Source organism: Leptolyngbya sp. FACHB-321 (assembly GCF_014695975.1).
In the GTDB taxonomy this organism is placed as follows: Bacteria; Cyanobacteriota; Cyanobacteriia; order Leptolyngbyales; family Leptolyngbyaceae; genus Stenomitos.
In genome coordinates this window covers 94,455-119,011 of the sequence record NZ_JACJPI010000074.1, presented here as the reverse complement: position 1 = coordinate 119,011, position 24,557 = coordinate 94,455, and the positions used below count along the sequence as shown (strand labels likewise).

At 49.8% G+C, this 24,557-nt stretch carries 21 protein-coding genes and 3 pseudogenes; 8 read left to right on the top strand and 16 right to left on the bottom strand.

What is annotated here, in order from left to right; all coding sequences use genetic code 11:
* Positions 1–14: 14 nt before the first annotated feature.
* Complete coding sequence (locus tag H6F76_RS21600) at positions 15–1,547, top strand: pentapeptide repeat-containing protein (RefSeq protein WP_190511405.1); 1,533 nt, start codon at positions 15–17, stop codon at positions 1,545–1,547.
* Between the two features lie 21 nt (positions 1,548–1,568).
* On the opposite strand, the pseudogene H6F76_RS31595 reads toward H6F76_RS21600, so the two are convergent.
* From H6F76_RS31595 to H6F76_RS21580, 4 genes and pseudogenes are all read right to left on the bottom strand, one after another.
* Positions 1,569–1,682 (bottom strand): annotated as a pseudogene (locus H6F76_RS31595) (type II toxin-antitoxin system HicA family toxin); the annotation flags it as partial.
* Positions 1,676–1,804: pseudogene (locus H6F76_RS30650) on the bottom strand (DUF1016 N-terminal domain-containing protein); the annotation flags it as partial. The pseudogenes H6F76_RS30650 and H6F76_RS31595, both read right to left, overlap by 7 nt.
* A gap of 32 nt (positions 1,805–1,836) precedes the next feature.
* Positions 1,837–2,604, bottom strand: coding sequence for an alpha/beta hydrolase (locus tag H6F76_RS21585; protein WP_190511403.1), 768 nt, complete (start codon positions 2,602–2,604; stop codon positions 1,837–1,839).
* A 767-nt stretch (positions 2,605–3,371) separates the two neighbouring features.
* Positions 3,372–4,208 (bottom strand): hypothetical protein, encoded by an 837-nt coding sequence (locus H6F76_RS21580; protein WP_190511401.1) that lies wholly within the window; start codon positions 4,206–4,208, stop codon positions 3,372–3,374.
* A gap of 573 nt (positions 4,209–4,781) precedes the next feature.
* On the opposite strand from H6F76_RS21580, the gene H6F76_RS21575 reads away from it, so the two are divergent.
* Entirely contained in the window at positions 4,782–5,021 is a 240-nt protein-coding gene (locus H6F76_RS21575) for a hypothetical protein (RefSeq protein WP_190448910.1), read from the top strand.
* Positions 5,022–5,167: 146 nt separating this feature from the next.
* Here H6F76_RS21575 and H6F76_RS21570 read toward each other — a convergent pair.
* The 5 genes and pseudogenes from H6F76_RS21570 to H6F76_RS21550 form a co-directional block, all read right to left on the bottom strand.
* Positions 5,168–5,901 (bottom strand): annotated as a pseudogene (locus H6F76_RS21570) (IS1 family transposase).
* Between the two features lie 293 nt (positions 5,902–6,194).
* A complete protein-coding gene (locus H6F76_RS21565; RefSeq protein ID WP_190511399.1) occupies positions 6,195–6,725 on the bottom strand; it encodes a rhodanese-like domain-containing protein in 531 nt (176 codons plus the stop codon).
* 327 nt (positions 6,726–7,052) lie between these two features.
* On the bottom strand, positions 7,053–7,364 hold the full coding sequence (locus tag H6F76_RS21560) for a hypothetical protein (protein ID WP_190511397.1): 312 nt from the start codon (positions 7,362–7,364) through the stop codon (positions 7,053–7,055).
* 209 nt (positions 7,365–7,573) lie between these two features.
* On the bottom strand, positions 7,574–8,623 hold the full coding sequence (locus H6F76_RS21555) for an ABC transporter permease (RefSeq protein WP_190511395.1): 1,050 nt from the start codon (positions 8,621–8,623) through the stop codon (positions 7,574–7,576).
* 90 nt (positions 8,624–8,713) lie between these two features.
* The gene (locus H6F76_RS21550; protein ID WP_190511393.1) at positions 8,714–9,229 is read right to left on the bottom strand and encodes an adenine phosphoribosyltransferase; all 516 of its coding nucleotides are present in this window, start codon (positions 9,227–9,229) and stop codon (positions 8,714–8,716) included.
* Positions 9,230–9,510: 281 nt separating this feature from the next.
* Between H6F76_RS21550 and H6F76_RS21545 the strand changes: the two genes are divergently transcribed.
* Positions 9,511–9,822: a hypothetical protein gene (locus H6F76_RS21545; RefSeq protein ID WP_190448914.1), complete on the top strand. Its 312-nt coding sequence runs from the start codon at positions 9,511–9,513 to the stop codon at positions 9,820–9,822.
* Positions 9,823–9,927: 105 nt separating this feature from the next.
* On the opposite strand, the gene H6F76_RS21540 is transcribed toward H6F76_RS21545, so the two are convergent.
* The 4 genes from H6F76_RS21540 to H6F76_RS21525 all read right to left on the bottom strand — a co-directional run bounded on the left by H6F76_RS21540 (position 9,928) and on the right by H6F76_RS21525 (position 12,275).
* On the bottom strand, positions 9,928–10,704 hold the full coding sequence (locus H6F76_RS21540) for a hypothetical protein (RefSeq protein WP_190511391.1): 777 nt from the start codon (positions 10,702–10,704) through the stop codon (positions 9,928–9,930).
* 78 nt (positions 10,705–10,782) lie between these two features.
* Complete coding sequence (locus H6F76_RS21535) at positions 10,783–11,112, bottom strand: MgPME-cyclase complex family protein (protein ID WP_190448916.1); 330 nt, start codon at positions 11,110–11,112, stop codon at positions 10,783–10,785.
* Between the two features lie 192 nt (positions 11,113–11,304).
* The gene (locus tag H6F76_RS21530; protein ID WP_190511389.1) at positions 11,305–12,024 is read right to left on the bottom strand and encodes a pyridoxine 5'-phosphate synthase; all 720 of its coding nucleotides are present in this window, start codon (positions 12,022–12,024) and stop codon (positions 11,305–11,307) included.
* A gap of 41 nt (positions 12,025–12,065) precedes the next feature.
* Positions 12,066–12,275 (bottom strand): hypothetical protein, encoded by a 210-nt coding sequence (locus H6F76_RS21525; protein ID WP_190511387.1) that lies wholly within the window; start codon positions 12,273–12,275, stop codon positions 12,066–12,068.
* 6 nt (positions 12,276–12,281) lie between these two features.
* Between H6F76_RS21525 and H6F76_RS21520 the strand changes: the two genes are divergently transcribed.
* The 5 genes from H6F76_RS21520 to H6F76_RS21500 all read left to right on the top strand — a co-directional run bounded on the left by H6F76_RS21520 (position 12,282) and on the right by H6F76_RS21500 (position 20,034).
* Positions 12,282–14,075 carry an ABC transporter ATP-binding protein/permease gene (locus H6F76_RS21520; RefSeq protein WP_190511386.1) on the top strand — a complete coding sequence of 598 codons (1,794 nt, stop codon included), beginning with the start codon at positions 12,282–12,284 and terminating at the stop codon, positions 14,073–14,075.
* A gap of 83 nt (positions 14,076–14,158) precedes the next feature.
* On the top strand, positions 14,159–15,577 hold the full coding sequence (locus H6F76_RS21515; protein WP_190511385.1) for a YdiU family protein: 1,419 nt from the start codon (positions 14,159–14,161) through the stop codon (positions 15,575–15,577).
* Positions 15,577–16,155, top strand: a complete 579-nt coding sequence (locus tag H6F76_RS21510; protein ID WP_190511384.1) for a GNAT family N-acetyltransferase — start codon at positions 15,577–15,579, stop codon at positions 16,153–16,155. Before H6F76_RS21515 ends, H6F76_RS21510 begins: the two co-directional genes overlap by 1 nt.
* Positions 16,156–16,853: 698 nt before the next feature.
* Positions 16,854–19,250 (top strand): ribonuclease R family protein, encoded by a 2,397-nt coding sequence (locus H6F76_RS21505; RefSeq protein ID WP_190511383.1) that lies wholly within the window; start codon positions 16,854–16,856, stop codon positions 19,248–19,250.
* Between the two features lie 157 nt (positions 19,251–19,407).
* Complete coding sequence (locus H6F76_RS21500) at positions 19,408–20,034, top strand: flavin prenyltransferase UbiX (protein ID WP_190511382.1); 627 nt, start codon at positions 19,408–19,410, stop codon at positions 20,032–20,034.
* Between the two features lie 95 nt (positions 20,035–20,129).
* Here H6F76_RS21500 and H6F76_RS21495 read toward each other — a convergent pair whose 3' ends face one another.
* From H6F76_RS21495 to H6F76_RS21485, 3 genes are all read right to left on the bottom strand, one after another.
* Complete coding sequence (locus H6F76_RS21495) at positions 20,130–21,902, bottom strand: hypothetical protein (RefSeq protein WP_190511381.1); 1,773 nt, start codon at positions 21,900–21,902, stop codon at positions 20,130–20,132.
* A 359-nt stretch (positions 21,903–22,261) separates the two neighbouring features.
* Positions 22,262–22,798: a DUF4079 domain-containing protein gene (locus H6F76_RS21490; RefSeq protein ID WP_190448925.1), complete on the bottom strand. Its 537-nt coding sequence runs from the start codon at positions 22,796–22,798 to the stop codon at positions 22,262–22,264.
* 192 nt (positions 22,799–22,990) lie between these two features.
* Positions 22,991–24,448: a nucleobase:cation symporter-2 family protein gene (locus H6F76_RS21485; protein WP_190511379.1), complete on the bottom strand. Its 1,458-nt coding sequence runs from the start codon at positions 24,446–24,448 to the stop codon at positions 22,991–22,993.
* Positions 24,449–24,557: the final 109 nt, after the last annotated feature.

Here is a 24,557-nt window from a genome sequence, read left to right as displayed (position 1 = left end):
GCAACGGAGTCGTTGTGGCAAATCAGAAACAGGTCAATCGGCTCAAGCAGGGAGTAGAAGTCTGGAATGAATGGCGCAGAAATAATTTAGCAGTAAAAGTAAACCTCAGCGGGGCTAGCCTTATCGCGGCTGACCTTAGCGGGGTTGACCTCAGCGGGGCTAGCCTTATCGCGGCTGACCTCAGTGGGGCTAAGCTCCGTGAAGCTAACTTGAGCCATTCAGATCTGAGTTATGCTGACCTCACTGAAGCTGACCTTATTAAAGCCGATTTAAGCCACTCAATTTGTATCTTGACCAATTTCAGCCAGGCTTATCTCTACAAGGCAAACCTCATTTTAGCTGACCTTCGTGAAGCAAACTTTTTTGAGGCTGATCTCAGCAGAGCAAGCCTACAGAGTTCTCAACTTTTCATGGCTAACCTAGCATCAACTCAACTCGACCAAGCCCGTCTCAGCGAGGCTAATCTTTTTATGTCGATTCTGGTTGGAGCTGACTTGAGCGGAGCAAGTCTTAGTTACTCAAATCTAAGTCGTGCTGATCTTACAGGAGCTATATTAATAGCAACTGAAGCACTGGCAACTGATTTTACTGAAGCAATATTTACTGAAGCGTGTTTGCAGGATTGGAATATCAACAGTGAAACAAAGTTAGAGAAGGCTGAATGTGATTATATTTATTTGAGGGTTGATTGGTACGAAGAAGATGAAGAGATAAAAGGCAACTTTTTTGAGCGCCGTCCTAGTAATCCCAACCAAAAATTTGCTCAAGGCGAGTTTACAAAACTCCTTCAAAAAGCGCTTAGCACTGTTGATCTCATCTTCCGTAATGGTGTTGATTGGGCAGCTTTACTCATCTCGTTAGAAAAACTGCGAGTTGAAGCAGAAGGAGCAGAGCTATCAATTCATGCAATTGAAAACAAAAATGATGGTGCTTTTGTGGTACGGGTCAACGTGCCACCTGATGCAGACAAAGCAACGGTTGAGATCCGTTTGAAGCACGAGTATGAGTTGGCGCTGAAAGTACTGGGTGAAAAGTATCGGTATGAACTAAAAGCAAAAGATATTGAAATTGAAAGCTACCGTCGGGAGAACACAAACATAATGAGATTGGCTGAATGGGCGATTAATCGACCTATCAATGTTCAAGCAATAGCAACAGCGGAGAGTAGGCTGATGTCAGAAACCTTCAATACCGATCTACGTGGCGCAAACATCACCAACTACGCCAATAAGCTGCAAGACAATGCTCGGCAGCAGGCAATTCTGCACAACTATGCACCAAAACAGCGTCAAACCTTAGCAGAAGCCGCCGCAGAAATTCAGCAGTTGCTTGAACAACTCTCTCAATCCTATCCAACCACTACGCAAACCGAAAAAATGGCGCTGGTGACAAAAGCGGTAGAAGCAATTGAGAAAAATCCAACACTAAAAGCGCGAGTAGTTGGTGCGCTTAAAGCGGGAGGTATAGAAACCTTAAAAGAATTGATCGATAATCCATTGGTAAATGTTTTGCTGGCTGCGTTAGAAGGATGGCAGGAAGCTGAATAAACGGACAGCGCGTTCTTAGTCTCACTCACTGTCCAGAAAATCATTAGGTGAGATGTTTGCTTGTTTCAGGATGGCTCTTAGCGTTCCTTCTGACATATCGCCTGGATGATTGGGAATGGTGGTGTAGCGACTAGAACGCAGTTATGGAACCAGGGAATTTGTGCAGCAACCTGCTGCACAATTTGCTTGTTGGGATAAGCTTCAGCGAATGCCCTCATATATTTGAGCTTTCGCGATGAAAACTCTTTGCTATCGGGATCCCGTTTCACGCCAACTTTTCAGACAGCCTCTAAAATCGATTCATGAATGCTTCGCATACAGTTACAAGCTGAATTGGCACCTCTTGCATCGGATAGTGCCCTGCATTGCTCATGACGTGCAACTCAGCCTTCTTAAACCACTGTAGGATTGTGCTTTCGACGAGAGCAGTCGTTATTGCGGCATCGTGTTCACCTGTAATAGCCAGGAAGGGGACTTCGCAACCATTGACTTCAGCCGCAAAGTCTTCTGCCGACCACATCTTAAAGTATTTACGATAAGCATCAGGATGAGTAGTTCTCAATGACTCATTGACCATGTACCGCTCCCAGACTTTCGTATAGCGATTGCCAGTCGTAATCATACAAATGGTGCCGCGATTGGCTGGTACTTCCCAGGCAGTAGCAAACAACTTTTGGGTCTCTTCATCAAAGGGGACAGCGCTTGCAGGTACTGGGGTCACTCCTATCACAGACTTAAGGTGGGTGCTGTAATGAGCACTCAAGTATTGGGCGACTTTGCCCATCATCGAATGCCCGATATAGTGAAATGCTTCCCAACCTAGCATAGCTGCCAGTGTCATTACATCTCCTGCCACTTCTGCATTTGTGTAGTTTCCTACCATGCTTTTAGAATCACCGTAACCGCGTGGATCGGCAAAACAATACGTGAACGTCGCGCGATCGAGCCAGTGATAAATCGGTTGAAACACTGTATGGTCACCTAACCAACCGCCCATCACAATGACTTTTTCTGGTCCCTCTCCGATAATTTCGTGGGCAAGAATGGGTTGTGTCATCGTGGCAAAGCTCCTTTCAAGATTAGGTACAAGTTGGTTGTTCATCACTCCAAACTCAGCGACAGAAGGCTTAGCTGAGCAATGTAAGCTTCAGAAGCAATCTTTAAGTTTGTCACTGGTTTAACGACCGGAACTTTACAGGCAGATTTCATAGGGCTATAGCCACCAGCCTGAGGGAAGAACTGAAAGAGCTATGGTTATTTATGGTGTATGAGTTAAGGAGAAGAAAAGGCGTATCGGGGTTCAATGAGTAGTTGTACCACATCACCGGGGCGCTATCACCAGGACGGGCATAGTCTTCGTGCTGCTGGGAAGCGCCAACACTTGGCACAGGGTTTGCCAGTGATGTTGGTTAAAATCTGCCAAAGCTTATTGCCTCAGCGACATAAGCTTAGTTGCATGTTTAACACTGACTGGGGTTCAGTCGACACAACATGTGGTCCAACCTTGTTTGCTTGTTACGGGTAGGGCTGCCGCCATCTCTGTAGCTCAACACACCCAGCGTAATCAGGCTGAGAGCGGTCAGCCAAAAGACAGTTTTGAAAATCGTTTTTGCCATACCAGTGCTCAGCGTCTAAAGCTGCCTTGGGTACCACTAAGACTGCTAGCCTAGTCCTAGAGGCACCCTACTTGTACTTTACAGCGCCCGGTCGCTGGCACCGGGCTTTCGCGTGCAAAGAAGAGGCAAACCACTCCACTCAAGCTCAAGTTAACGACCGCTCACTCTGGCATTGCCAATTCGGGGTCTCTCTCTGGAGTCGCTACAACTAGGCAGGGTTGGGGGTCTGTATGGCTTCACCAATTGCTTTAGCCACTTCAATACCATTTTCTTCAAGAATAATGATGGGATCAAAGCCAGTCTTGACCTCAATGCGCTTGATCAACACCTGCCCATTGGAAAAACGTTGCCCCACTTGAAGATGGCGACTGCTGGCTTCATTGGGTGCTTTAACGATCGCATGAGCCACGCTGCCAACCACGACCACACCACTGACTTCTACCGCGTTTGCTAGGCTTGCCACTGGTAACGGCGGCAGTGCGCTGAGCAACGGTGTGCTTTGCTTGGGCGGCAATGGCGTAGTGCGCTTCGGCTTTAAAGCCGCCAGGCGGGTGCGGGGCTGAGTCAGTGGGGGCACAGTGACCGTCGGTGGCGTTGGAAATCCTATGTAAGGGGAGAATTTCGGTTTGTTAGCAAGCGTCGGTCGCCGTTGGATCAAGCGCGGCATACGCCTGGCTCGCGTTGGTAATTGCCTTAGAAGGGGGACATCGGGGCGAGCAGCCACAGGACGCGGTTGTTGTAACTTTGGTGGTAGGCTGGCGAACGGATCAGTTCTGCTTTGACGTTGAATGCTGCGCCGCACTTGTCTTGTCTGCTCAACACTGTTGGTTGACTGGAGCAGTCCTGGCATGTACTCAGGAGCTGCCACTTGCGGTACCAACGGCGCTGTCCTAGCAGCAAAAGGCTCTGCTGTAGCAGGCGCTTCTGTTGTACTCGCGGGTTCTGGCGGCAGCGTGATCACGGCATCCTTATCAGCATGAGAGGAGCAACTACCAACGGTCAAAGCGACCGACCCAGCCAGCCCAGCAGACATCAACTTGCGCATGTTTCTCTCCTCAAGGGTTTGGTCTCCGACTGGCGTTGGCAAGGGTTAGGGTAATCGGTGCTGTAGCTTTCGGTGTCGAGCCAGAACCAATGCTCAACATGAGCGAAGCAACTATTGCCACAGCAGCGATCGCCCTATGTCGCTCTTGCCTTAACTGACCAGAGAGCGTCTCGCTTAACCAATTCTCAGAACAGTCGAAAAATCCGGACGATTGTTGTGCAGTCTTAGTAAAGACTCGCTTTGAAGCTGAGGTCTTGGCACAACCTCATCAACAGCTCCTATGCGCGACTGAGTCATAAACAAAGCTGAGTTATTCATCGGCTCGCAGCGAACATACAATTAGCACAAGCCTTGCCTAACGGCACATTAGAGACATTTCATCCAAAGGTGGTCCAGTGTGCAAGCGCTGCTGCTAATGAAGTAGTGCTTGACTAATGAGAACCTTTTCCTAGGATTATTTACTTGGGTAGATGTTACATTCCCTACATTTGTTAACAATGATGCTGTCGACCTGGTGAAGCTCTGCCTTGGGCAAGCCGCTGCAGCCGCTAGCTTCTGATGCACCTGACGCAAATGAAAAGTTTTTCTCTCCCTGTTGATGAACAAGAAAGCATCCTTTGTTTACAGCTTGTGAAACACAACATTAAGTACTCGCAAGCGGTTGCTGTCTCGAAGCTCCTGGTAGCACAAGGAAGCGGTCGGGTTTTGACCGAGGAAGAGTCGCAACTGACTCAGCAGGTTTGTCGTCAGTGGTTAGAGCAGCGACAACGACAGCAGCGTCTAGAGGCAGTTCTGGAGCACTTGCACAACTAGAAGAGTATACTCACGCTATAACGCCTCTATATAGCAGCGGAGACCAAAAGGGGGACTTATTGCAAAAAGTGATAGAGTTAGAGGCTGTTGGTAGAAAAATTAACGGTAGTCCTATTTAGTAAAGGATAGGGAATAAGCAGCCTTCACTAACCATTCAGCATCTCCGTACCTATCAGGTTGTTGTAGTGATGGATGAAATACAAAGTCGCTCCCATGTGATTCTCCAACTTTTTAGAGAATGATAACGGCTTCCTCATTAAGCGTGACACTCGTTGCCTCAGCATGTTGTTGAAGCGTTCAATGTAGCTGGTTAAGCCGCTCTCTTTACCTACCGCACGATGACGTTTACTTGGTAAAACCTTGGCGTCAGCTTCCCAGTAATCGCTGTACACAATGGTGCATCGTTGATAGACAGCAGGCGTCGATTGCCACAACCTCATTGCCCCCTCTGCTGAACAGTCGCCAATGTAGCATTCACAATCTCACGCGTTTCTACATCCAGTGCTAGCCACACCCACTGCTTGTTGCCCTTGTCATCAACAAACGACCATCATTCATCCATCTGCACCGCTAAGTGCTCCTTGGCTTTCGGTTGAGCTTGTACCCGTTGCCGCACCTGGGCATAGCAACGGTGGACATAGCGTTGTAGCCTGCCCTCCGATCAATTCACTACACGAGCAATCCCTGCCAAGGGAATCTTCTCCAACAACAGGTAGTCAATCATCGTCTTGCGGTCTGGGTCAATTGGCTTCCATTGCAGGTCTTCGACAAATTGACGACCACAATCACGGCACTTGTAATTCTGCTTGCCACGACGAGTCGTGCCATTTTTCATGATGCCGTCTGAGCTATAGGTCGGGCAAAGGAGATAAGGCTTCATGGTGGAAGACTCGGAAGCAGGAGATGCATGATAAAAGACTCAACCATGATAGCTAGTCCTAATTCTCTCTACTCTTTACTAAAGGACACTACCCGTATTTTTTAACCATCGTACGCAGGATGAAGCCTTTTATGTTCTAGTCGATCGCATTTATACAGAAGGCATAGAACTCTAATCCCTACAGCATCTAACTGAACTGATCGAAACCAAGCAGAAAGTTCGTAAGAATCGATCGCAGTGATTGGAGGGGGTTCGTGTGGAGGTTCCCCCAATACTGTGCAATTCAAATCGCTTTAAAGCTTTCGGCTTAATGGTTTAGAGGGGATTGACTCGAAGGCAAGCTTCGACTGCTGCGGGTCGATTTGAGGCTCAAGTTCATACACATTACGGTAGCCGTAGTTATAGAGCGCAATGTAAGTTGAGAGATTGAGCGATGCTGATGGCATTTTGGAGGGAAACGGCTCCTCAGCGTTGACGAAATTATTGTTGCAATAGATGAGAATGCGAGTCGTTTTATCAGGCAGAGTGCGCTTCAGACTCTCCACTGTAATGTCTGGAAAACTCAGATTGACAGCGCCTTTAATGTGCAAAAGCTCGTACTTTTCACGGCTACGGGCATCTAGAACGATCGTGCCCGGTTCACGGCTCATACGAATGAAATCGGCTTCCGAAAGCCTGCGCGTCTTGCGATGCTTTGCCGCCTCAAACGAAACACGGAGATACCCATCCATATCGATCGCAGGGTTTGCCGCAAGCGGTGGTGGTGCCGCCACAGCACCGCCTGACAAAGCCACACAGAAAAAGAGAGCAATGGCAAGTTTCATAGAGTACGTTCTAAAGAAAGACTTAGGAATAAAGGTGCCTAGACTGTCGCACGCTATAAGCTTGTGAACCACTGTTTGTGGCTGTCTAAGCGAGCTACTTGAGTTTATCAAACCGAAGGAAGTAAAAACGCCACTAAAACGCTGCAACAAGCGATCTAATAGTTGTATCGCGCTTTTTAAAGTGATTTTGCCATGACGCTTAAAACAGATGTAAGCGGCGGATGGTTTCGGTGTCACCGCTCCAGAACAAGGTTTTAGACGTGAGGAAACACGATCGCCCATCCAACCTATCTAGCGTTGCTGAGGGCATGATGCAGGCAAGAAGCCTCAAATCGAGCCTTTGGTCAGAAATTCAACTCGCGGAATCAGCGGATCTTGGACAACCCCAATCCCCGTAAAGCTCCAACGTTTGAGTAAGGGATCAATCTGGGTGCCAGGAATGGATTCTACAGAGAAACGATCAGCAATTTCTGAAGCATGAGTATTCAGGTAACTCAAGGCATCAAAGTGTTCACGAAACAAAAGTAAAAAACTTGGACTAGACTGGGCTGCGTTTGCGTCTTTACCAGCATGAGGATGCGCGACTAAATAGCTACCGTCGGCTCTCGATCGAATCAGGTAATAAGCTTCCGAAAACATGACGCTATTAGTAATTTTTTAGTTGTAAGTGAAAAACTGTGAATGAAAAACTCATTTTCAAGCAATCTTTTCACGTATCTTATCTGTAGAGAATAAGCAGTACGATCGCTGCTTCGAGGTATCGCGATCGTTGCCCTTTGAATAGCCAAAAGTTGGTTTCTTTAGCCTCAACGGTAGTACTAAAGAACAATCACCCGTAAGCTTTAGATCTAGTTAGCTTCCTCTAGCTTAATGCGAGGATCAACCGCTTTAAGGAGTAAATCTGCCAGTAAATTGCCAATGATGAGCATGACCGCACCCATCATCAGGCTTGCCATCACTAGGTAAAGATCCTGTGCTTGCACTGCTTGCAGAATCAAACGACCCAAACCAGGCCAGTTAAAAAAGAACTCAGCAACAAACGCGCCACTCAGCAAGCTGGCAAATTCAAACCCAAGCAGCGTAATCAGCGGATTGATTGCGTTACGCAGCGCGTGAATATAGATCACCTTGTTTTCTGGCAGTCCTTTGGCACGAGCGGTTTGAATATAGTCTTGCCGCAGCACATCAAGCAGTTCGCCACGGGTGATGCGCTGAAGTCCAGCAAAGCTAGTGATGCTAAGAGCGATCGTCGGCAAGATCATGTGCCAGCCAATATCAATGATTTTACCCAGTGGGGTCAATTCGTTATGGTCGATGCTGGTCATATCGCCAACGGGGAAAAGGGGCGACGTGTTTTGCGCCAAAATCAGCAGCAGTAACGCTGTAATAAAACTGGGAAAGCCTTGTCCAGCATAGCTAATGACCTGCAAGAACCGATCGCTCCAGCGGTTTTGATTGACCGCACCGACAATACCCAATGGAATGGCGATCGCCCAAGTGACCAGCAGCGAAGAGAAGGCTAACAGCAGCGTAGCTGGCACCCGCTCTAAAATAATTGCGGATGCCGAGCGGTTGTACAGCATACTGGGACCCGCATCGCCATATCTGACAATGCTCCAGAGCCAGAAGAAGTACTGCTCAATCCACGGTCGATCTAAGCGGAATTGCTGCCGCTTTTGCTCTAAAAACTCTGGCGAAATTTTAGGATTCTGGCGATAGGTGTCCAAAAAGTCTCCAGGGGCAAGCTGGATGATCACAAAGCTCAACGCTGATGCCAGAAACAGGGTCAAAAGTGCTTGTAACAGGCGTTTGACGATGTAAACAAACGTATCGCTGGTAAAAAACGTCATCAGCGCATCAACGCCTGCTTCTCGCCTGCTCCGATCGGATATAGTCATCAGTTTGTGTTTCGCTAAAGATTGTTCAGCCGTCGTTGTTGGCTTCAAGCTTCATGACCAAGGGTTCACTGCCAACAACTTAGAACTATCCTAATACTCAACCAGCGTGATGATCGGTACCTCCGGTAGCCGTTTGCGTCCGTTCAGATCCTTAAGCTCAATGACAAAGGCAAAGCCAACTAACTGACAGCCAGACTGCTGCACCAGTTGAGCAGTAGCCGCTGCCGTGCCACCTGTTGCAATCAGGTCATCCACAATCAAAATTTTGCAATCGGGAGGATGAAGCGCATCCTGATGCACTTCCAGGCGATCCATGCCGTACTCTAGCTCGTACTCAATGGAATGCACTGCTGCCGGAAGTTTGCCCGGTTTACGAACGGGAATAAAGCCTGCTCCTAGCTTGTACGCTAGCGGAGCGCCAAAAATAAAGCCACGCGATTCCATCCCAATGATGAAGTCTGGCGCAAAGTCAGCACATTTTTCTGCCAGCGCATCAATGGTGTAACGCAACCCATCCGCATCACGCAGAAGAGTGGTGATGTCTTTAAAGATAATCCCTGGCTTAGGAAAATCTGGAATGTCGCGAATAAGAGCCTGAATGTCCATGAATTTGCTGAAACGAATTTACTGGAAGAACGTGGATGCTGAATAAGTGATATTGAGTGTAAGCGATCGCAGACAGTAGGGCATAGACGATCGCGAACCATTGCTATCAGAAAACCAGTTAGGAAACTTGTGCGAGCGATCGTGCCATCTTACTCGCAGTACTGTAGTTTATGGTTGGTTGCGCTGAGTGTGACGTGTGTTACTTCCATAAAGGCGGCTGAGTTTAGCAAGGTTGTTCGTAGTTTGATAGATGAGACGTTGCAGCAATTCGGAATACCGTTGTGAAGTACTTTTTTTTGTCGGATGGCTGGACAGTTGGTAGAGTCTGGGAATTAGGAGGGCTATGGAACGAAAGCGCCTGGAGGCGCAAACCAGACATTAGCCAGATTAACCTCTGCGTTTGGGAGAAGGAGGAGAAGCTGTGGCTTTATCGGGTCGAAGACGCGGTTTTGATGGTTGAGGTTAAACCAACCGATCCGGCTCAGCTTGATGCCACAACACAAGCGATCGGACAAGTAGTCTTAAAGCGGCTGATTACGGCTGACCAGGCGATCGAACGACTTTGTGCGGCACAGGCTCAGACTAAAGCGTAGCCAAGCTAAAGAGCCGTTCAGCATGAGTAATCAGCAATCAGCGTTCAGCTCCACAGCAGTAGCAAAGCTTCAAACGCTGGCTTTTAGGCTAAGAAAAAGCGCAGGTTACTTTTTCACGGTTGATTGTGGTGTGGCGATCGCTTGACGCAGCAACATGACGCGGCGGCTATCGACCACCATTGCCCAAAAGCCACGATCGGTCAACGCTTGCAAGGTTGAATTAGCAAGGCTTTGGTCACTAGTATGCACCGCTAACAAGTACGGTCGCTGGCGATAGGCTGCCAGACCAATCTCTTTGCCAACCAACTGCTGCACCTGGGTTGCCAGTTCTGGGCGGCTAAAGTAATCGACCAAAACAGCATAGCCGCCGCCTAAAGCCTGAGGGTTAAACGTCCCTGTGCCTTGAGGCGAGGACGATCTCGCGACGCCTGCTGTTCGAGCCGGAGCCGTCGGCGTGGGAGCTGGTGACGGTTGCGCCGCTACTTCTGATGGACGCGCCACGAAAGCAGATAGCCCGATCGACTCTCTCACATACTTTGCCCAGGCATCGGCTGCTTCAGCCGTGGGAAACCCACCCACTCGCGTTACCACGTCATTGAGGTAGTTGCAGACCGTCACCGTAGCGCTTGAGGGTAAGGTACGACGCACTTGCTCCTGGCTTTCGGGTGTCTTGCTCACCACCAATAGCAAATATTCACTGGGGCTAGGCGGTTGGCAGTCAGCATAGCCTGCTGGTGCAGGAGTATTTGCTGGTGCAGGAGTATTTAATGTAGGCGGTGCCGGTGGAATTTGGGCAGAGGCGATCGCTGCCGCCACCAAACTTGCTCCAGAGAACAGCACTGGACGCAACAAAAATTGGAATCGTCGGGCAATCTGAAACATGGACTTTCTTGAGAGGGTTTAAGTTGGCGATGCCCTCCTATCGCTGGAAAGCCAACAAGCAACCTTCACGCCAAAGGCTTAAGAAATGGATGCTAAGGAGGCTAAGGGCTGCGGAATGGTGTAAGAAGGAGCCTGAAACGCACCCGTCACCACAAATTCCAGCCGTAGTTTCAACCAGGTAATGAACTGAGGATTGGTTGAAATAATAGCACTCGCAGGCTGTGGGCACTTAGCTTTAGTCTCTGCCAGTTCCGGTGCTTCCAAGAACGCAGGTTGGTTAACAAGCCAAAAGTCGATTTCTTTTTCTTGCTCGTGGTAATGCCGGGTGCGTTCTTTCAGCACTTCATCGATCGGCTCTTCTTCAGTAAGAAACCGTTGGCTGGCAAGCACGTAGTAGTAGGTTTGCATGGTCATGGGAGTAGTGTTGAGTGTTGACAGAAATGAATAGAAGTGAGAGTTAGAACGCTTAGTTTTAAAGCCTAGTTCTAGTGTTAAGTTTTTGGTGGTGATTGAAGGCAGAGAACAGTACGTCTTATTGAATCTTGCGCTTGAATGTTTTAACGCAAAACTCAAAATTCGTAACTCAAAACGCTCTACGCCTCACTCTCCTCGCATCGCTTGTTTCATTTCACGCACGGCTCGTTCTAAACCAACCAGGATGGCACGGCTGATAATCGTGTGACCGATATTGAGTTCTTCCATTCCTGGCAGACAGGCGATCGGATACACATTCCAGTATGTGAGTCCGTGTCCAGCATTGACGCGCAAGCCAGCGGCGATCGCCTGCTCGCAGCCGTCTTTCAGGATTGTTAGCTCCTTCGCTCGATGGGCTTCGGCTTTGGCTTCGGCATATTGCCCCGTGTGCAGTTCGATAAACTGAGCGTGCATGACTGCGGAAGCCTCAATCTGCCTGGGGTCAGCATCAATAAAGAGGCTCACCGGAATGTCAGCGTTTTGGAGTGTGGTGACAATCTGCGCCATGCGATCTGCCTGCCCTGCCACATCTAGTCCGCCTTCAGTGGTGATTTCTTCGCGCTTTTCGGGTACGAGGGTCACGTAATCAGGCTTGATGTCGAGGGCGATCGCCACCATTTCATCCGTCGCTGCCATCTCCAGGTTTAAGTGAGTTCGCACCGTTTCCCGCAGCAAGCGCACATCGCGATCCTGAATGTGTCGGCGGTCTTCGCGCAGGTGTACGGTAATGCCATCGGCACCCGCTAATTCCGCTAAAACAGCGGCTGCCACGGGATCAGGTTCTACTGTGCGCCGTGCCTGCCGTACTGTTGCGGTGTGATCGATATTAACGCCAAGTGTCGGCAAGCTGATAGCTCCCAAAGCTGTTGCAAGCCCTTATTTTACCGTTAGGACTTGCGCGTTAGACAAGGATTGGAGAATTGGGTGCGATCGCGCTGCTTCGTCAGCATCAGTTTGTCAGCATTAGTAGGATAGGTGGGGAGTGAAGGAGTTTTGAGTAACGCCTTGCGCCACGTTGCTAGAGAGTTTTGCGTTAACTCCAACCACTGAACACTGACCGCTGATAGCTGAATGCTGATCGCTATTTCAAGGAACATAAACGGATGGATCGATTGAATTTGCAAGTCTTCCGACAGTTTTGGGCGATCGCCAAAACCTACTGGTTTAGTGAGGAAAAATGGCAAGCCAGGGGACTACTGCTGGGAGTCGTGCTATTTTTGCTGGCGTATACCGGGCTAAGTGTAGTGCTCAACAACAAGCGAGGTGTGCTAATCTCAGCCCTTTCTGCCAAAGATGAGCCGCGCTTTTGGGAAACGGTTGTGATTTTCATTGGCGTGCTGGTCATCTATGCGCCACTGCTGGCAGGTTACCGCTATCTGCGCGATCGCCTCAGTCTGCAATGGCGACGCTGGCTCACCAATCGCTTTGTAGACAACTATTTTGGCGGTCGTGCCTACTACAACCTCAGCACATCCGATGTAGACATTGACAATCCCGATCAGCGCATTGCCGAAGATGTTCGCAGCTTCACTCAGGAATCGCTCACGTTTTTGCTCGTGTTGGTGGAATCGGTGCTGTCGGTCATTGCCTTTAGCGGCGTACTCTGGGGGATTTCTCGTTCTCTCGTGTTATTTCTGTTGCTCTATGCGATCGTCGGCACACTGGTAACAACGGTTGTCTTTGGCAAACCGCTGGTGCGGCTGAATTTTGAGCAACTCAAGAAAGAAGCAGATTTTCGGTTTAGTCTAGTGCGGATTCGAGAAAACGCGGAGGCGATCGCGTTCTATCGCGGTGAAGAGCAGGAAGCAACCCAGGTCAAGTATCGGTTTCTCGAAGTCTTTGATAACGTCAAACGGCTCCTGCTCTGGGAGCTAAACCTGAATGTGTTGACCAATGCCTACGAGTTCATTCCCTTCATTCTGCCTGCGTTGGTAGTAGCGCCCGCGATTTTTGCAGGAGAACTTGAAGTCGGCAAAGTTAGCGAAGCACAGGGCGCGTTCATCCGAGTCTTTTTCTCGCTGAACTTGGTAGTGGCTCGCTTCCAGGCGTTGACAACCTTTGGGGCTGGGATTAACCGCCTGTATACGTTTGCTGAGTTTTTAGAACAGGTTGAATTAGCGCCAGCCAAACTGGAAGCCGCCGAACTGGAAGCAGCGGAACCGGAAGCAGCCGAACTGGAGCCAGTCGAGCCGGAGCAGACCCAGCCAATTGAGGCAACCGAAACAGCCGCTATGACTCTAACAACGATTCAAACCATCACCGCCGATCGTCTGGCGCTAGAGCATCTTACGCTGCAAACCCCAAGCTATCAGCGGACGCTGGTCGAAGACTTGTCAATTGAAGTGCCCACTGGACAAGGCTTGCTGGTGATGGGAGCCAGTGGGTGCGGCAAAAGTTCACTGCTGAGAGCGATCGCAGGGCTGTGGATCGCTGGAAAGGGCACGATCGTCCGCCCTGACGCTGACCAAATTCTCTTTCTGCCGCAACGTCCTTACATGGTGTTAGGCAGCTTACGTGATCAGATCCTCTATCCCAATACCCACCTTGAAGCAGACGACCAGCACTTGACGCAAATCCTGGAGCAAGTAAACCTGGCTGATTTAGCTAAACGCTTTGGCGGCTTCGAGGTCGAACGAGACTGGGCAGATGTGCTGTCTCTGGGCGAACAGCAGCGGTTGACCTTTGCCCGGTTGCTGCTGCAAAAACCAAATTATGCCATTCTCGATGAAGCCACCAGTGCCTTAGATGCGGACAACGAGGCGCGGCTATATCAACATTTACGAGCGATCGGCACTACGTTTCTGAGTGTGGGACATCGATCGACGCTCACTCAGTACCACCAATCGGTTTTAGAGCTTTCGCAGGCTAAAACCTGGCAGCTGCACAATCAGTCTTAGTCAAGATTGATCATTGTCTGGTCTTCATGCATAGTTCAAGAAGGTTGTGATGCCTTCCGCTCTGCCCTTCCTCAACTGTTGCAATGTCTGCCAATCCTCTCTTACTCCTCGATTACGAACCATCCATCGAAAGGCTGGGCGACGACTATTACGATCAGGTTGCTGCGGCTGAGTTTCCGGCACACATTTTGCGGTTTCGCAATGATGATCTACTGCCAACGTTGGGCTTAGATCCACAAGCAGTTAGCGATGCTGATTTTGTGGAAGCGTTTGGCAAATTTCAAGGAGCGCGTCCGCTGTTGGCGTTGCGCTATCACGGCTATCAGTTTGGCGAATACAACGCCTTTCTGGGCGATGGTCGCGGCTTTCTCTATGGGCAGGTGCGGGGCACAGATGGCAAGCTGTACGACTTGGGCACGAAAGGATCGGGTACAACGCCTTACTCCAGGGGGGGCGATGGCAGGTTAACGCTCAAAGGTGGCGTCCGTGAAGTGTTGGCAGCAGAGGCGCTGCATCGGGCTGGAGTGACAACCTCTCGCTGTTGGAGTTTAATCGAGACGGGGGAATCACTGTGGCGTGGGGATGAACCTTCACCAACCCGATCGTCCGTCATGGTACGGTTTCAACAATCGCACATTCGGTTTGGCACCTTTGAGCGGCTCCATCGCCTCGATCGCAAAGACCTGATCGCCATTCTGCTGGATCATGTCATTGAGGTTTACTATCCGCATCTATGGGAGCAGAGCGATCGATATGCGCTGTTTTATGCCGAACTGGTGCAGCGCGTGGCAACATTAACGGCGCAGTGGATGTCTACCGGCTTTTGCCATGCCGTGCTCAACACAGACAACATGGCAATTACGGGCGAAAGTTTTGACTACGGTCCCTTTGCGTTTATCCCTACACTCGACCCTAGTTTTACGGCTGCCTATTTTGATTATGGTGGGCGCTACAGCTACGGCAGGCAACCTGCCATTTGCCGCTGGAATTTAGAGATGCTGCAACGTCCGTTAGAACGAGTGATTGCTTCTACTGATCTAGATGCAGGGCTAGAGACGTTTAACCAGCATTATGAACAAGCCTATCGGCAACGGATGCTGCAAAAATTGGGCTTTGAAGCGGTAGAAAGTCCTGAACTGGATGAGTTGCTTAACTTGACGCTACAGCTTTTAAAGGAAACGCAAGTAGGCTATCACAGCTTCTTTGCCGAACTGGCGCAGCAGTTTTCGAGCCATTGGCGCGAGGATATCAGTCACATTTTCCCTCAAGTCAGCGTTTCGCCCGGTGACTTTGCCACCCTCTGGGATCACTGGAAGCGCTGCTACTTCAATCTGTTGTTAAGCTTACCAGAAGCGGAAATGGGCGCGATCGCTACTCGTCTTCGTGACCACAATCCAACTGCAACACCCTTGCGACCAGAGATTGAAACTGTCTGGGATGCGATCGCTGAGAACGATGATTGGCAACCTTTTAATAGCCTGTTACAGCGCCTTCGAGCCTAATGAAAGAGCATCCTCTAGCGCCACCGCAACTCTCAACGCACCGACTGTTAGTTCGCTTAGGAACCAGGCGCGATGTCCGTGAAATCGTGCGTTACTATCGCACCAATCGTGCTTTTCTAACTCCCTTTGAGCCAACTCGACCCGACGATTTTTTTAAGGAAGACTTTTGGCGGGGACAGGTAGAGCGAAATCTCATTGAATTCAACTACAACCAATCGCTCAGGCTCTTTGTCTTTGAGCAAGCAAATCCAGACACAATCATTGGCATTGTTAACTTTACTCAGTTCTTTCGTGCGCCACTTCATGCCTGTCTCTTAGGCTATAGTCTGGCAGAAGATAAGCAAGGAAACGGCTATATGTCAGAAGCCGTTAGTCTCTGCGCTAAGTACATTTTTGATGAGCTAAATTTTCATCGCATTGTTGCTAACTATATGCCTCGCAATCAGCGGAGCGGCAACTTACTAAAAAAAATAGGCTTTGTAGTCGAGGGCTATGCAAGAGACTATCTGTTAATTAATGGCAAATGGGAAGACCACATTTTGACTAGCCTGCTTAATACCCATTGGCAACCAGACTAAACGATCGCTTTTCTGCCTTGTCTTCGCTCGAAAGATCGCAGGCTTAACACCATTTTGTTCAGTACCATTGGTGCGAAAGCGCTAAATAGAGTTTTAATAGAGTAAGGAAACCGCTAGGATTTGGGCACTAGCCTGTAAGCAGCAAGTTATTGGCGATCGACCAGTGACAGAATCAGCTTTCTGGCATGGACGCTGACCCATAACGTACCCGTTCTAGCCACTGTTAAGCGCTCATTCGTGTTGACAGCGGTTGCAAGGACAACGCTTACACAATGCAATAGTGCCGAGTTGCAAGGTGATGACCTCTCTGACTCTGCTTCCTGGCTGTCTGCTATTCCAAACAGTGCCCTTTACGCAAAGCCGCAACTGCTACTGTCCCGTTTCATCAAAGCTACCCTCAGTTTAAGTTAACGTTTTAAGCCAACGTTGGTTTGAGCTAGCGCTAAAGGCAGCGGTAGTAACTTTAACGGTTCAGCGTGTTCTGAGTCATGGCTCCAGTCTGGCGGCTCAACCGAGTTGAAGGAGCGCAACGGAAGGCAGCAGGCGAGGCAACAAGCGCATCTGACTAAACCGTCTGAAGAACTGGTGTTTGAGGAACTGCTGGTTAGCGCTGGTTGATGGCGTTCATCAAGAAAAGCCTCATCTTACGGTTCTGTTACGAATCTGATACAGAATTAAGTACAAGGATCTATCGCTTCATGGAATTTTCGATCGCTGCACTGCTGTCAAACTTCACCGATGACAAGCTGGTCGCTCCCAAAGTTTTAGAAAAAAAGCTGGATTGCCGAGACGATGATGACCTGCAAAGACTCCAGATTGCGCTAGATGCGCTCGAAAAAATCGGCATTCTGACCAAAGATCGGGGGCGGTACAAGCGGGTGACAGAAGAAGGCGTTGTGGAAGGAAAGCTGCGTTGCTCCAGTAAAGGCTTTTGCTTTGCCATCCAAGATATCGAAGGTGCAGAAGATATCTACATCCGCGAAAGCCAGCTTAGTAATGCCTGGAATGGCGATCGCGTGCTGGTGCGGGTCACAAAAGAAGGTAGTCGCCGCCGCAGCCCCGAAGGTGAAGTGCGTCTGATCGTAGAGCGGTCTAATCCGTCTGTGCTGGCACGAGTGAAGCAAGCCGAAGATGGGTTTCGAGCCGTACCATTAGACGATCGCCTGTTGTTTGAAGTGCATCTACAGCAGGACGATGAAGCGCAAAACGGTGCCAATCTGGGTGAGGCGATCGACCACCTGGCGCACGTCAAGCTGCTGCGTTACCCGCTTGGACAACAACCGCCGCTCGGCACCGTCGCGAAGATTCTTGGAACTGATACCGATGCTGCCGACATTGATATTGTGTGCTGCAAGCATTATCTCTCCCGCACCTTTACCGATGCAGTAGAAGCAGCAGCAGCAGAAATTCCCACCAAACTGAGCAAAACAGACCTGAAAGGACGGGTTGATTTGCGCGGACTGACCACAGTGACGATCAAAGCCGATAGCAGTCAGGCAAATACCGATAGCCTGGATGATGCGCTGACGCTGGAACAAACCGACACAGGGCACTGGCGCTTGGGTGTCCACATTGCGGATGTCTCACACTATGTTGAACCTGACTCGCCGATCGATCGCGAAGCTCGCAAACGCGGCACTTCTGTCTATTTAGGCGATCTGGTTATTCCCATGCTGCCAGATGCGATCGCCCATTCTCTCTGCGCGTTTCAGGCGGGCGAAGATCGGCTCGCTGTGTCCGTCCTGGTGACATTGGACAACGAAGGAAATGTCATTGAGTACGAAATTCAGCCAACGGTGATCAACGTTGACCATCAATTGAGCTATCAGCAGGCACAAGCAATTCTAGAGCGATCGACCGCCAGCGATCAGCCGTCGAATCTAGACATTCAGCCGCTTGAGCCAGTGTTTGCGTTATTAGACCAACTCTCGGCACTGAGCCATGCGCTAAAAGAGCAACGCCACAAGCGAGGCGCGTTTGAACTGAACCTGCCCGAAAAGCCCAGTTCGAGCAGCCTGACCAGCAGCAGCGAGGCTCAAGATACCAGCAAGCTCGTCTTCATGCCGAAGTTTCACTATGACGACGAAGGTGTGCTGGGCGCGATGGTCGTCTCTCCTTCAGTGCCAACCTACGCCACGATCGCCGAATTCATGCTGCTGGCAAACCAGCTTGTTGCCAGTCATCTACAAGCGTTGAGTGTGCCAAGTCTCTACCGGGTGCATCCCACTCCTGACCCAGACGATGTGCAAGAACTCATCAAGCTATCCATCAGCATGGGTATTGAGCTGCACCTGGAACAAGAAGATCTCGTACGCCCAGAGGATTATCAGCACTTTACCCAGAAGTTTGCCGAATCTGATGCCGAGCGAGTCATGACCTATCTGCTGCTCGAAACGCTGAAGCCTGCGTTTTACAGCACAACCCCCCGACCGCACTTTGGGCTGGCGCTAGAGCATGGCTACACTCATTTCACATCGCCAGTGCGCCGTTATCCCGATCTATTGGTGCAACGGTCTCTCCATGCGCTGTTTGATGAAGGGCGCGATCGCAAATCCAGTCGCTCTAAAGAAACTGTCAATTTGCGGCACAGTTCATCGCACGGCAACATTAGCTGGAACGTGCTGCCACCCGAAATTCAGCAAGAGTTAGAAACCTACTTTGCGGCTCAAGTTATCCACCTGAGCGAACGCGAAAAAGTCGCTCAAGAAGCCGAGCAAGACCTGGAAGGACTGAAGAAAGCTGAACTGATGCGAGAACGCACCGGCGAAATTTTTCACGGGTTGATTACGGGTGTGCAGTCCTACGGGCTGTTTGTTGAGATCGAAGAGTTGCTCGTCGAAGGCTTAGTACATGTCAGCTCGCTTAAAGACGACTGGTACGAGTATCGATCGCGCCAACAAACGCTAGTCGGGCGCAAAAACCGTAAGCAGTATCGTCTGGGCGATCGCATAGAAGTTCAGGTGAAGAGCGTAGACTACTACCGCCAGCAAATCGACCTCATTGCAGTCGGCGGTGGCAGCGAGGCAACGGATGACGAAATTGTTGCAGAACCAGTACAGGTATTAGACGCAGAACCAGAGTTTGATGATGAGTAATGGAAAGGGAGAGAGGAGGGGCAGAAGGCAAACGGTCAGTGGAAAAGAGCGGTCAGTTATCAGCGGTCAGCCGTCAATGCAAAACTTGAAACTTGAAACTTGAAACTGCCTCCTCTGCTTCCTCGCCGCCTCACCTTTCCCTAAAACTTCTAAACCCTTGTCTTTCTCAACGCTCTCCGCTCGTCCCCTCATCCTGGGCATCACTGGTGCCTCTGGACTAATTTATGCCGTCCGTGCTTTGAAGTTTCTTCTAGAAGCGGACTATACGATCGAGCTAGTTGCGTCTAAAGCAGTCTACATGGTCTGGCAAGCAGAACAAGAGACACGGATGCCACCAGAACCGATGCAGCAAGAACAGTTTTGGCGGCAGCAGGCAGGGGTCGATCACGCGGGCAAACTCACCTGCCATCCCTGGAGCGATGTGGGAGCGACGATCGCTAGCGGTTCCTTTCGGACGCTGGGTATGCTCATCCTGCCGTGCAGCATGAGTACCGTTGCTAAACTGGCAGGCGGACTTAGCTCTGACCTACTCGAACGCGCCGCCGATGTCCAGCTTAAGGAAGGTCGCAAGCTCGTCATCGTACCGCGTGAAACTCCCTTCAGCTTGATCCATCTCCGCAATTTGACGACTCTGGCAGAAGCTGGAGCACGCATTGTACCTGCCATTCCTGCCTGGTATCACAAGCCGCAGACGATCGAAGATTTAGTTGATTTCGTTATTGCCCGTGCCTTGGATCAGCTGGATATTGACTGCGTGCCGCTGACTCGCTGGGAAGGACACTAGAGCTAGAGAAGAAAATGCAGATAGCCGCTAGCCGTTATCAAGTAGTTGTTACCAGGTTGATAACTAAAACTGAAGAAGCTGCACATCTCAAAAGGCTAAAGCACTGAGAAAATGAAACCTAGCAACAGCCAATTCAGGATGAACCGAATCAAGATCATCAAAGAGACTCCGAAAGCTACCGTGCGATAACCAGAGGTCCAGTCAACTCGAAGATCTTTGACCCATATTTGAGTTAACCCCAGCGCTAGACAGGTCAAAGGTATCCCACCAAAAAGATTTAGCTTTGCGCCTGTCATCACAATCAACAGCGTATCGAGAGTCCCTAGAATGGATGCTGTTCGGAACAGTCCCCGTATTGTGTAAATCTGGAAACCCAAATTGAAGGCGGCAGAGGCAAACAACCCGATCGCTGTAAACAGTGTGCCGCTGCCTAACATGATGAGGATCTGGTAGACCTTCAGCGATCGCTGCATTGGCTCCCATTCTTGCTTCCCTTGATACGGCTCTTGTGGCCAGCCGTTTGGTAAGACAACTTTTGTGATCAGTTCTACCTGATTTTCATTGCCTGTGAATAGGCAGGCTGTCCGAAACAGTGGCGTATTCGCTTGTGGAGACGCTTTTAGCTGCGTCTCCACAAGCATGACACCTGGGAAGACTAGCTCTGGTCTAATAGAGGCACTGTAGCGAGTGCTTCGCTGACTCGGGGTCCGCTGTGTCTCTTGTATTTGTAAGTCCGAGGTGTTTTCACAAAAGCTCAACCCTTTCGCTTCCATTTCAGGGGTAAAGGGCGTAGCAGCAGTTTTCAGGTCATGCAGGGTTTGTTCGCCGACCATTTGCACCGCAAGCTGGCAGTAACCCGGTGCCCCCGTTGCATCCTGACAGATTTCTGTAGCGGCAGGCGGTTTGGCTAGAAGCTTAATACCCCCAATGAGCACCACAACAAACAACGCTACTAGCCCAAGCATCACAAATTTAGACCGTTGTGAGGCTTGACTGGAGGCTTGGGGCTTTAGCTTTGTCTGCGAATCGGTAGAGCGAGAAAGGATGGGCTGAGAAGGGTTGAGCTGAGAGTAAGCCGCAGAAGGCTGTGTTGCTGGCTGGGACTTAGTCTCGGTTTCTGCAACTTCTGTTGTTGCAGACTCTTGATGAAGCGTAAATTCTTTGATTTTGTAGGGGTTCTTGCCGTTTGTTTTTTGCTTATACAAATAAACGGTATCAATGCCCGCTAAGCTGAGCGGTAGCAGTAGATTTTGCACCGCCTTAGCAAAGGTATCACCTTCTAAAATTTGGTTGGTTTTGGCAATGAGTTTGAGGGTGCGATCGTCCAGCGTTGCCTCGAAGGTCAGCGTTTCTGTTCCCAGTGCTTGATTAATGTGGGTAGCGATCGCCGTTGGGTTAGCGACTGAAGCCATTTCTAAATCAACGCTTGCATCAAGCTCTGGCTTCACGATTGAGTGATCTTCTAGCTTGGCTTCTACTTTAGATTCTGCATAGTCTACTGGTTGCTGACTGTTGTATTGCGCTGGTGCAACCTCTGTATCAGGCGTTGGCTTTAATGTGGTGGGTGGTGCGGTAAGCGCAAACGTTTTACTCCAAGCAGGTGTATCAGCTCCCTGCAATTGCCCCAAGACACTCAATGTGTGTAAGCCTGGGATCTGCAATGTCAAAATTCCTTTGCGGATGTATGGCACAAGGACGGTTTCACCGGGAACCGTTTGCCCTTCTAACAGCACGCGCAGATGTCCCTTTTGGTGAGCAATTTTGACCCCAATCCCCTGCGGCTGCAAGGCTCGATTCATCAGAGCAGCGATCGCGTTTAAGTCTCCCTGTTTCGCAAGAGCCGTTAAAGCGGGTTGTTGGATTGTCATACAACATTAACAACAAGATAGAAAATCTGTTGTTAATGTGCCCACCTTCGCCTGTAAAATTGTGTAGCAAAAGAATTTTTTTAGTCTGAAGCGATGCTACCGTCAGCAGGGAAAATGTAGTTGCGGTAGGAGTTGCAAGGTTCCCCTGTGTATGCTTTTGCGCCCCCACTCAGCGGTGCAAGAACTTACCACTTGCTGTAAGCCTGAGAGAAGCGATCCCAGGGGGCATTGCCGTCGGTCACAAGCTGCCGCACAATTTGGGTTGGGAAACACAACTGACCTGATGCACAGCAGGACAACAAGCTTGAGCAGCTCTCGTCTTAATTCAGCCATACGTCTAAGCGCTTAAGTGCAACACGTTAGGCAGTCTTTAGCATCTCGCCAATCATTTTTTGCACAATTTGCAATCCGGTCACTGTCTGCGCTAGAAAACAGCCCAGTACCAATGTTGTGAACGTTATGTGCACCAATCTTGCCCACTCTTTGCCCTGCTGCATTAGTGGCACAAGGGTTGCTGACAAGGCTGCAAAACAAATTGTACTTAACCCAATCAGCAGATGTGGGCTAAGAAACAGCTTGCCGTATAAGAGATAGGTTGCACCCATACCTGCCACCGTGCCAATGACCCAGACGGCTAGCAAAAGCGCACCAAGCTGAAAGTGCCGCTGACTGTATTTCTGCTTCATCATTTGCTTGCGGATTTCGGCATCAGCACTGCGTGTCTGCCTAGCCAAAAGACCTAAGTAGAGGGCGTAAAAGGTAGCGATGAGGGCACCCAGCATCAGAACAGGGTGAGTGAACGAAATAACCACCTTCAAAAGGGGTGAAAATTCAGTACTAGTCGGCTGTGGAGCAGCCAGATGTGCCAGTGGCAGAAAGGAGAAGTCGTGAGGCATAGACGTTTAGAGGTTGCCTGAATGTCTGGCAGTTAAAACTGCGGCGACGGAAACAAAGCTTGCTAGCGTGCATGATCGAAACGCAAGGGTTTGCCAACCTGCGGTCAAACGACAGCACAAAGGCGCTAAAGCTACGGGTAACAACCTTAAGCATAGCGTCCCATGTTGATAGCTAAGTGTCTACAACACCTTCTAGCCATCTGTAACCTCTACACTTTCTGGTACTGCCACATCAGCCTGTGAAGGTTGGGGTAACAACCAACTGAGCAAAATGGCAGTTAAACCACCCGTCGAAGTTGCAGAGGCAAACATATTTTTGATAATGGCAGGCTGGTTATTAAAGAGCTCTGGTACGAAGACCACACCTAAGCCCAGCGCTAATGAAACAGCAATGATGATCGTTGCACGGCGATCTAATTTTTCAGAGGCAACAATCTTGACTCCAGCAACCGCGATCGAACCGAACATAACCGTGGTCGCACCGCCTAGAACAGGTTGAGGAATAGATTGAAACGCGCCGCTAACAATGGGCAACAAGCCTAACAGCGCCAGAATGCCAGCAACAAACAAGCCAACATAGCGGCTGCCCACACCCGTCATTTGGATGACACCTGTATTTTGGCTAAATGTGGTGATGGGAAAGGTATTAAGCAATGCCGCTAACGAAGAGTTCAGACCATCCGCCAGCACTCCAGCTTTAATCCGGCGGACGTAAACAGGACCAGCGATCGGTTCTTTAGAAACCATAGAAGTAGCAGTCATGTCACCCACAGATTCAATCGCAGTAAGGGGATAGAGAATGAGAAAGGGAATCAGGGCGCTGAACTCAAAACTCATGCCGTAGCGAAACGGAATCGGCAAACTAACAAGTGGAAGTTTGCTAAAAAGACTGAAATCAACCATGCCCATAAAAGCAGAGACGACATAGCCAGCGAACAAGCCAATGGCGATCGCGCCCATCCGAATATATTGATTCTTAGCCAGCGTCAAAACAATCACGATCAAAAAGACCCCAAAGCCCAGTGCCATATTCTGAGCATTGGCAAATGTATTCGCCTTTAATGCTGCTGTACCGCCTCCCATACTGGTAATGCCGGTTTTGAGGAGACTAAGTCCAATTAACATCACCAGCGTTCCTGACACGATCGGCGTCACGATTTTACTAAGCAGATGCAAAAAGCGACTCAACATTACATTTGCGAAAGCACCAAAAAAGCAAACGCCGAAAATCAGCGATAGTGCCTGCTCGGGCGTCCTTCCAGCCTGAATCGCAGTGCCCGCTACGCCCAGGATGGCACCCAGGAAAGCAAAGCTAGTGCCCTGCAAGCTGAGTAAACCCGACCCTACAGGACCAAAAGTTTTGCATTGAATAAAAGTGCAGATGCCAGAGGCAAGCAGCGACATACTGATAATGAAACTTGTGTTAGCAGCATCCAGCCCAAGACTGGTACAGATAATGAGCGGTGGCGTCACAATACCAACAAACGCTGCTAAAACGTGCTGCACAGCGACAAAGAATGACTCAACCACGGGCGGTTTGTCGTACAGTCCATAGATCAGTTCTGAGCCTGTTGCCGATAGCTCTGGAAAACCTTGAGCCTCAGGTAATTCAAGCTCCTGCAAGGTGCGGGTCTCTTCTCGCTGTGCCATCTTTACGATCGCCTCCTAAGCTTGCAAAACGTTGCTTAAAGCCAAATGCCGAGCGCCTGGATCGCTAAGGATCCTATGTTGCACACAAGTTTTTGTATGCGGTATACAA

Coding starts and splice junctions, on each gene's coding strand:
- H6F76_RS21585 (WP_190511403.1), bottom strand. CDS start 2,604: ATGACACAACCCATTCTTGCCCACGAAATTATCGGAGAGGGACCAGAA.
- H6F76_RS21580 (WP_190511401.1), bottom strand. CDS start 4,208: ATGCGCAAGTTGATGTCTGCTGGGCTGGCTGGGTCGGTCGCTTTGACC.
- H6F76_RS21575 (WP_190448910.1), top strand. CDS start 4,782: ATGAAAAGTTTTTCTCTCCCTGTTGATGAACAAGAAAGCATCCTTTGT.
- H6F76_RS21565 (WP_190511399.1), bottom strand. CDS start 6,725: ATGAAACTTGCCATTGCTCTCTTTTTCTGTGTGGCTTTGTCAGGCGGT.
- H6F76_RS21560 (WP_190511397.1), bottom strand. CDS start 7,364: ATGTTTTCGGAAGCTTATTACCTGATTCGATCGAGAGCCGACGGTAGC.
- H6F76_RS21555 (WP_190511395.1), bottom strand. CDS start 8,623: ATGACTATATCCGATCGGAGCAGGCGAGAAGCAGGCGTTGATGCGCTG.
- H6F76_RS21550 (WP_190511393.1), bottom strand. CDS start 9,229: ATGGACATTCAGGCTCTTATTCGCGACATTCCAGATTTTCCTAAGCCA.
- H6F76_RS21540 (WP_190511391.1), bottom strand. CDS start 10,704: ATGTTTCAGATTGCCCGACGATTCCAATTTTTGTTGCGTCCAGTGCTG.
- H6F76_RS21535 (WP_190448916.1), bottom strand. CDS start 11,112: ATGCAAACCTACTACTACGTGCTTGCCAGCCAACGGTTTCTTACTGAA.
- H6F76_RS21525 (WP_190511387.1), bottom strand. CDS start 12,275: ATGTTCCTTGAAATAGCGATCAGCATTCAGCTATCAGCGGTCAGTGTT.
- H6F76_RS21520 (WP_190511386.1), top strand. CDS start 12,282: ATGGATCGATTGAATTTGCAAGTCTTCCGACAGTTTTGGGCGATCGCC.
- H6F76_RS21515 (WP_190511385.1), top strand. CDS start 14,159: ATGTCTGCCAATCCTCTCTTACTCCTCGATTACGAACCATCCATCGAA.
- H6F76_RS21510 (WP_190511384.1), top strand. CDS start 15,577: ATGAAAGAGCATCCTCTAGCGCCACCGCAACTCTCAACGCACCGACTG.
- H6F76_RS21505 (WP_190511383.1), top strand. CDS start 16,854: ATGGAATTTTCGATCGCTGCACTGCTGTCAAACTTCACCGATGACAAG.
- H6F76_RS21495 (WP_190511381.1), bottom strand. CDS start 21,902: ATGACAATCCAACAACCCGCTTTAACGGCTCTTGCGAAACAGGGAGAC.
- H6F76_RS21490 (WP_190448925.1), bottom strand. CDS start 22,798: ATGCCTCACGACTTCTCCTTTCTGCCACTGGCACATCTGGCTGCTCCA.
- H6F76_RS21485 (WP_190511379.1), bottom strand. CDS start 24,448: ATGGCACAGCGAGAAGAGACCCGCACCTTGCAGGAGCTTGAATTACCT.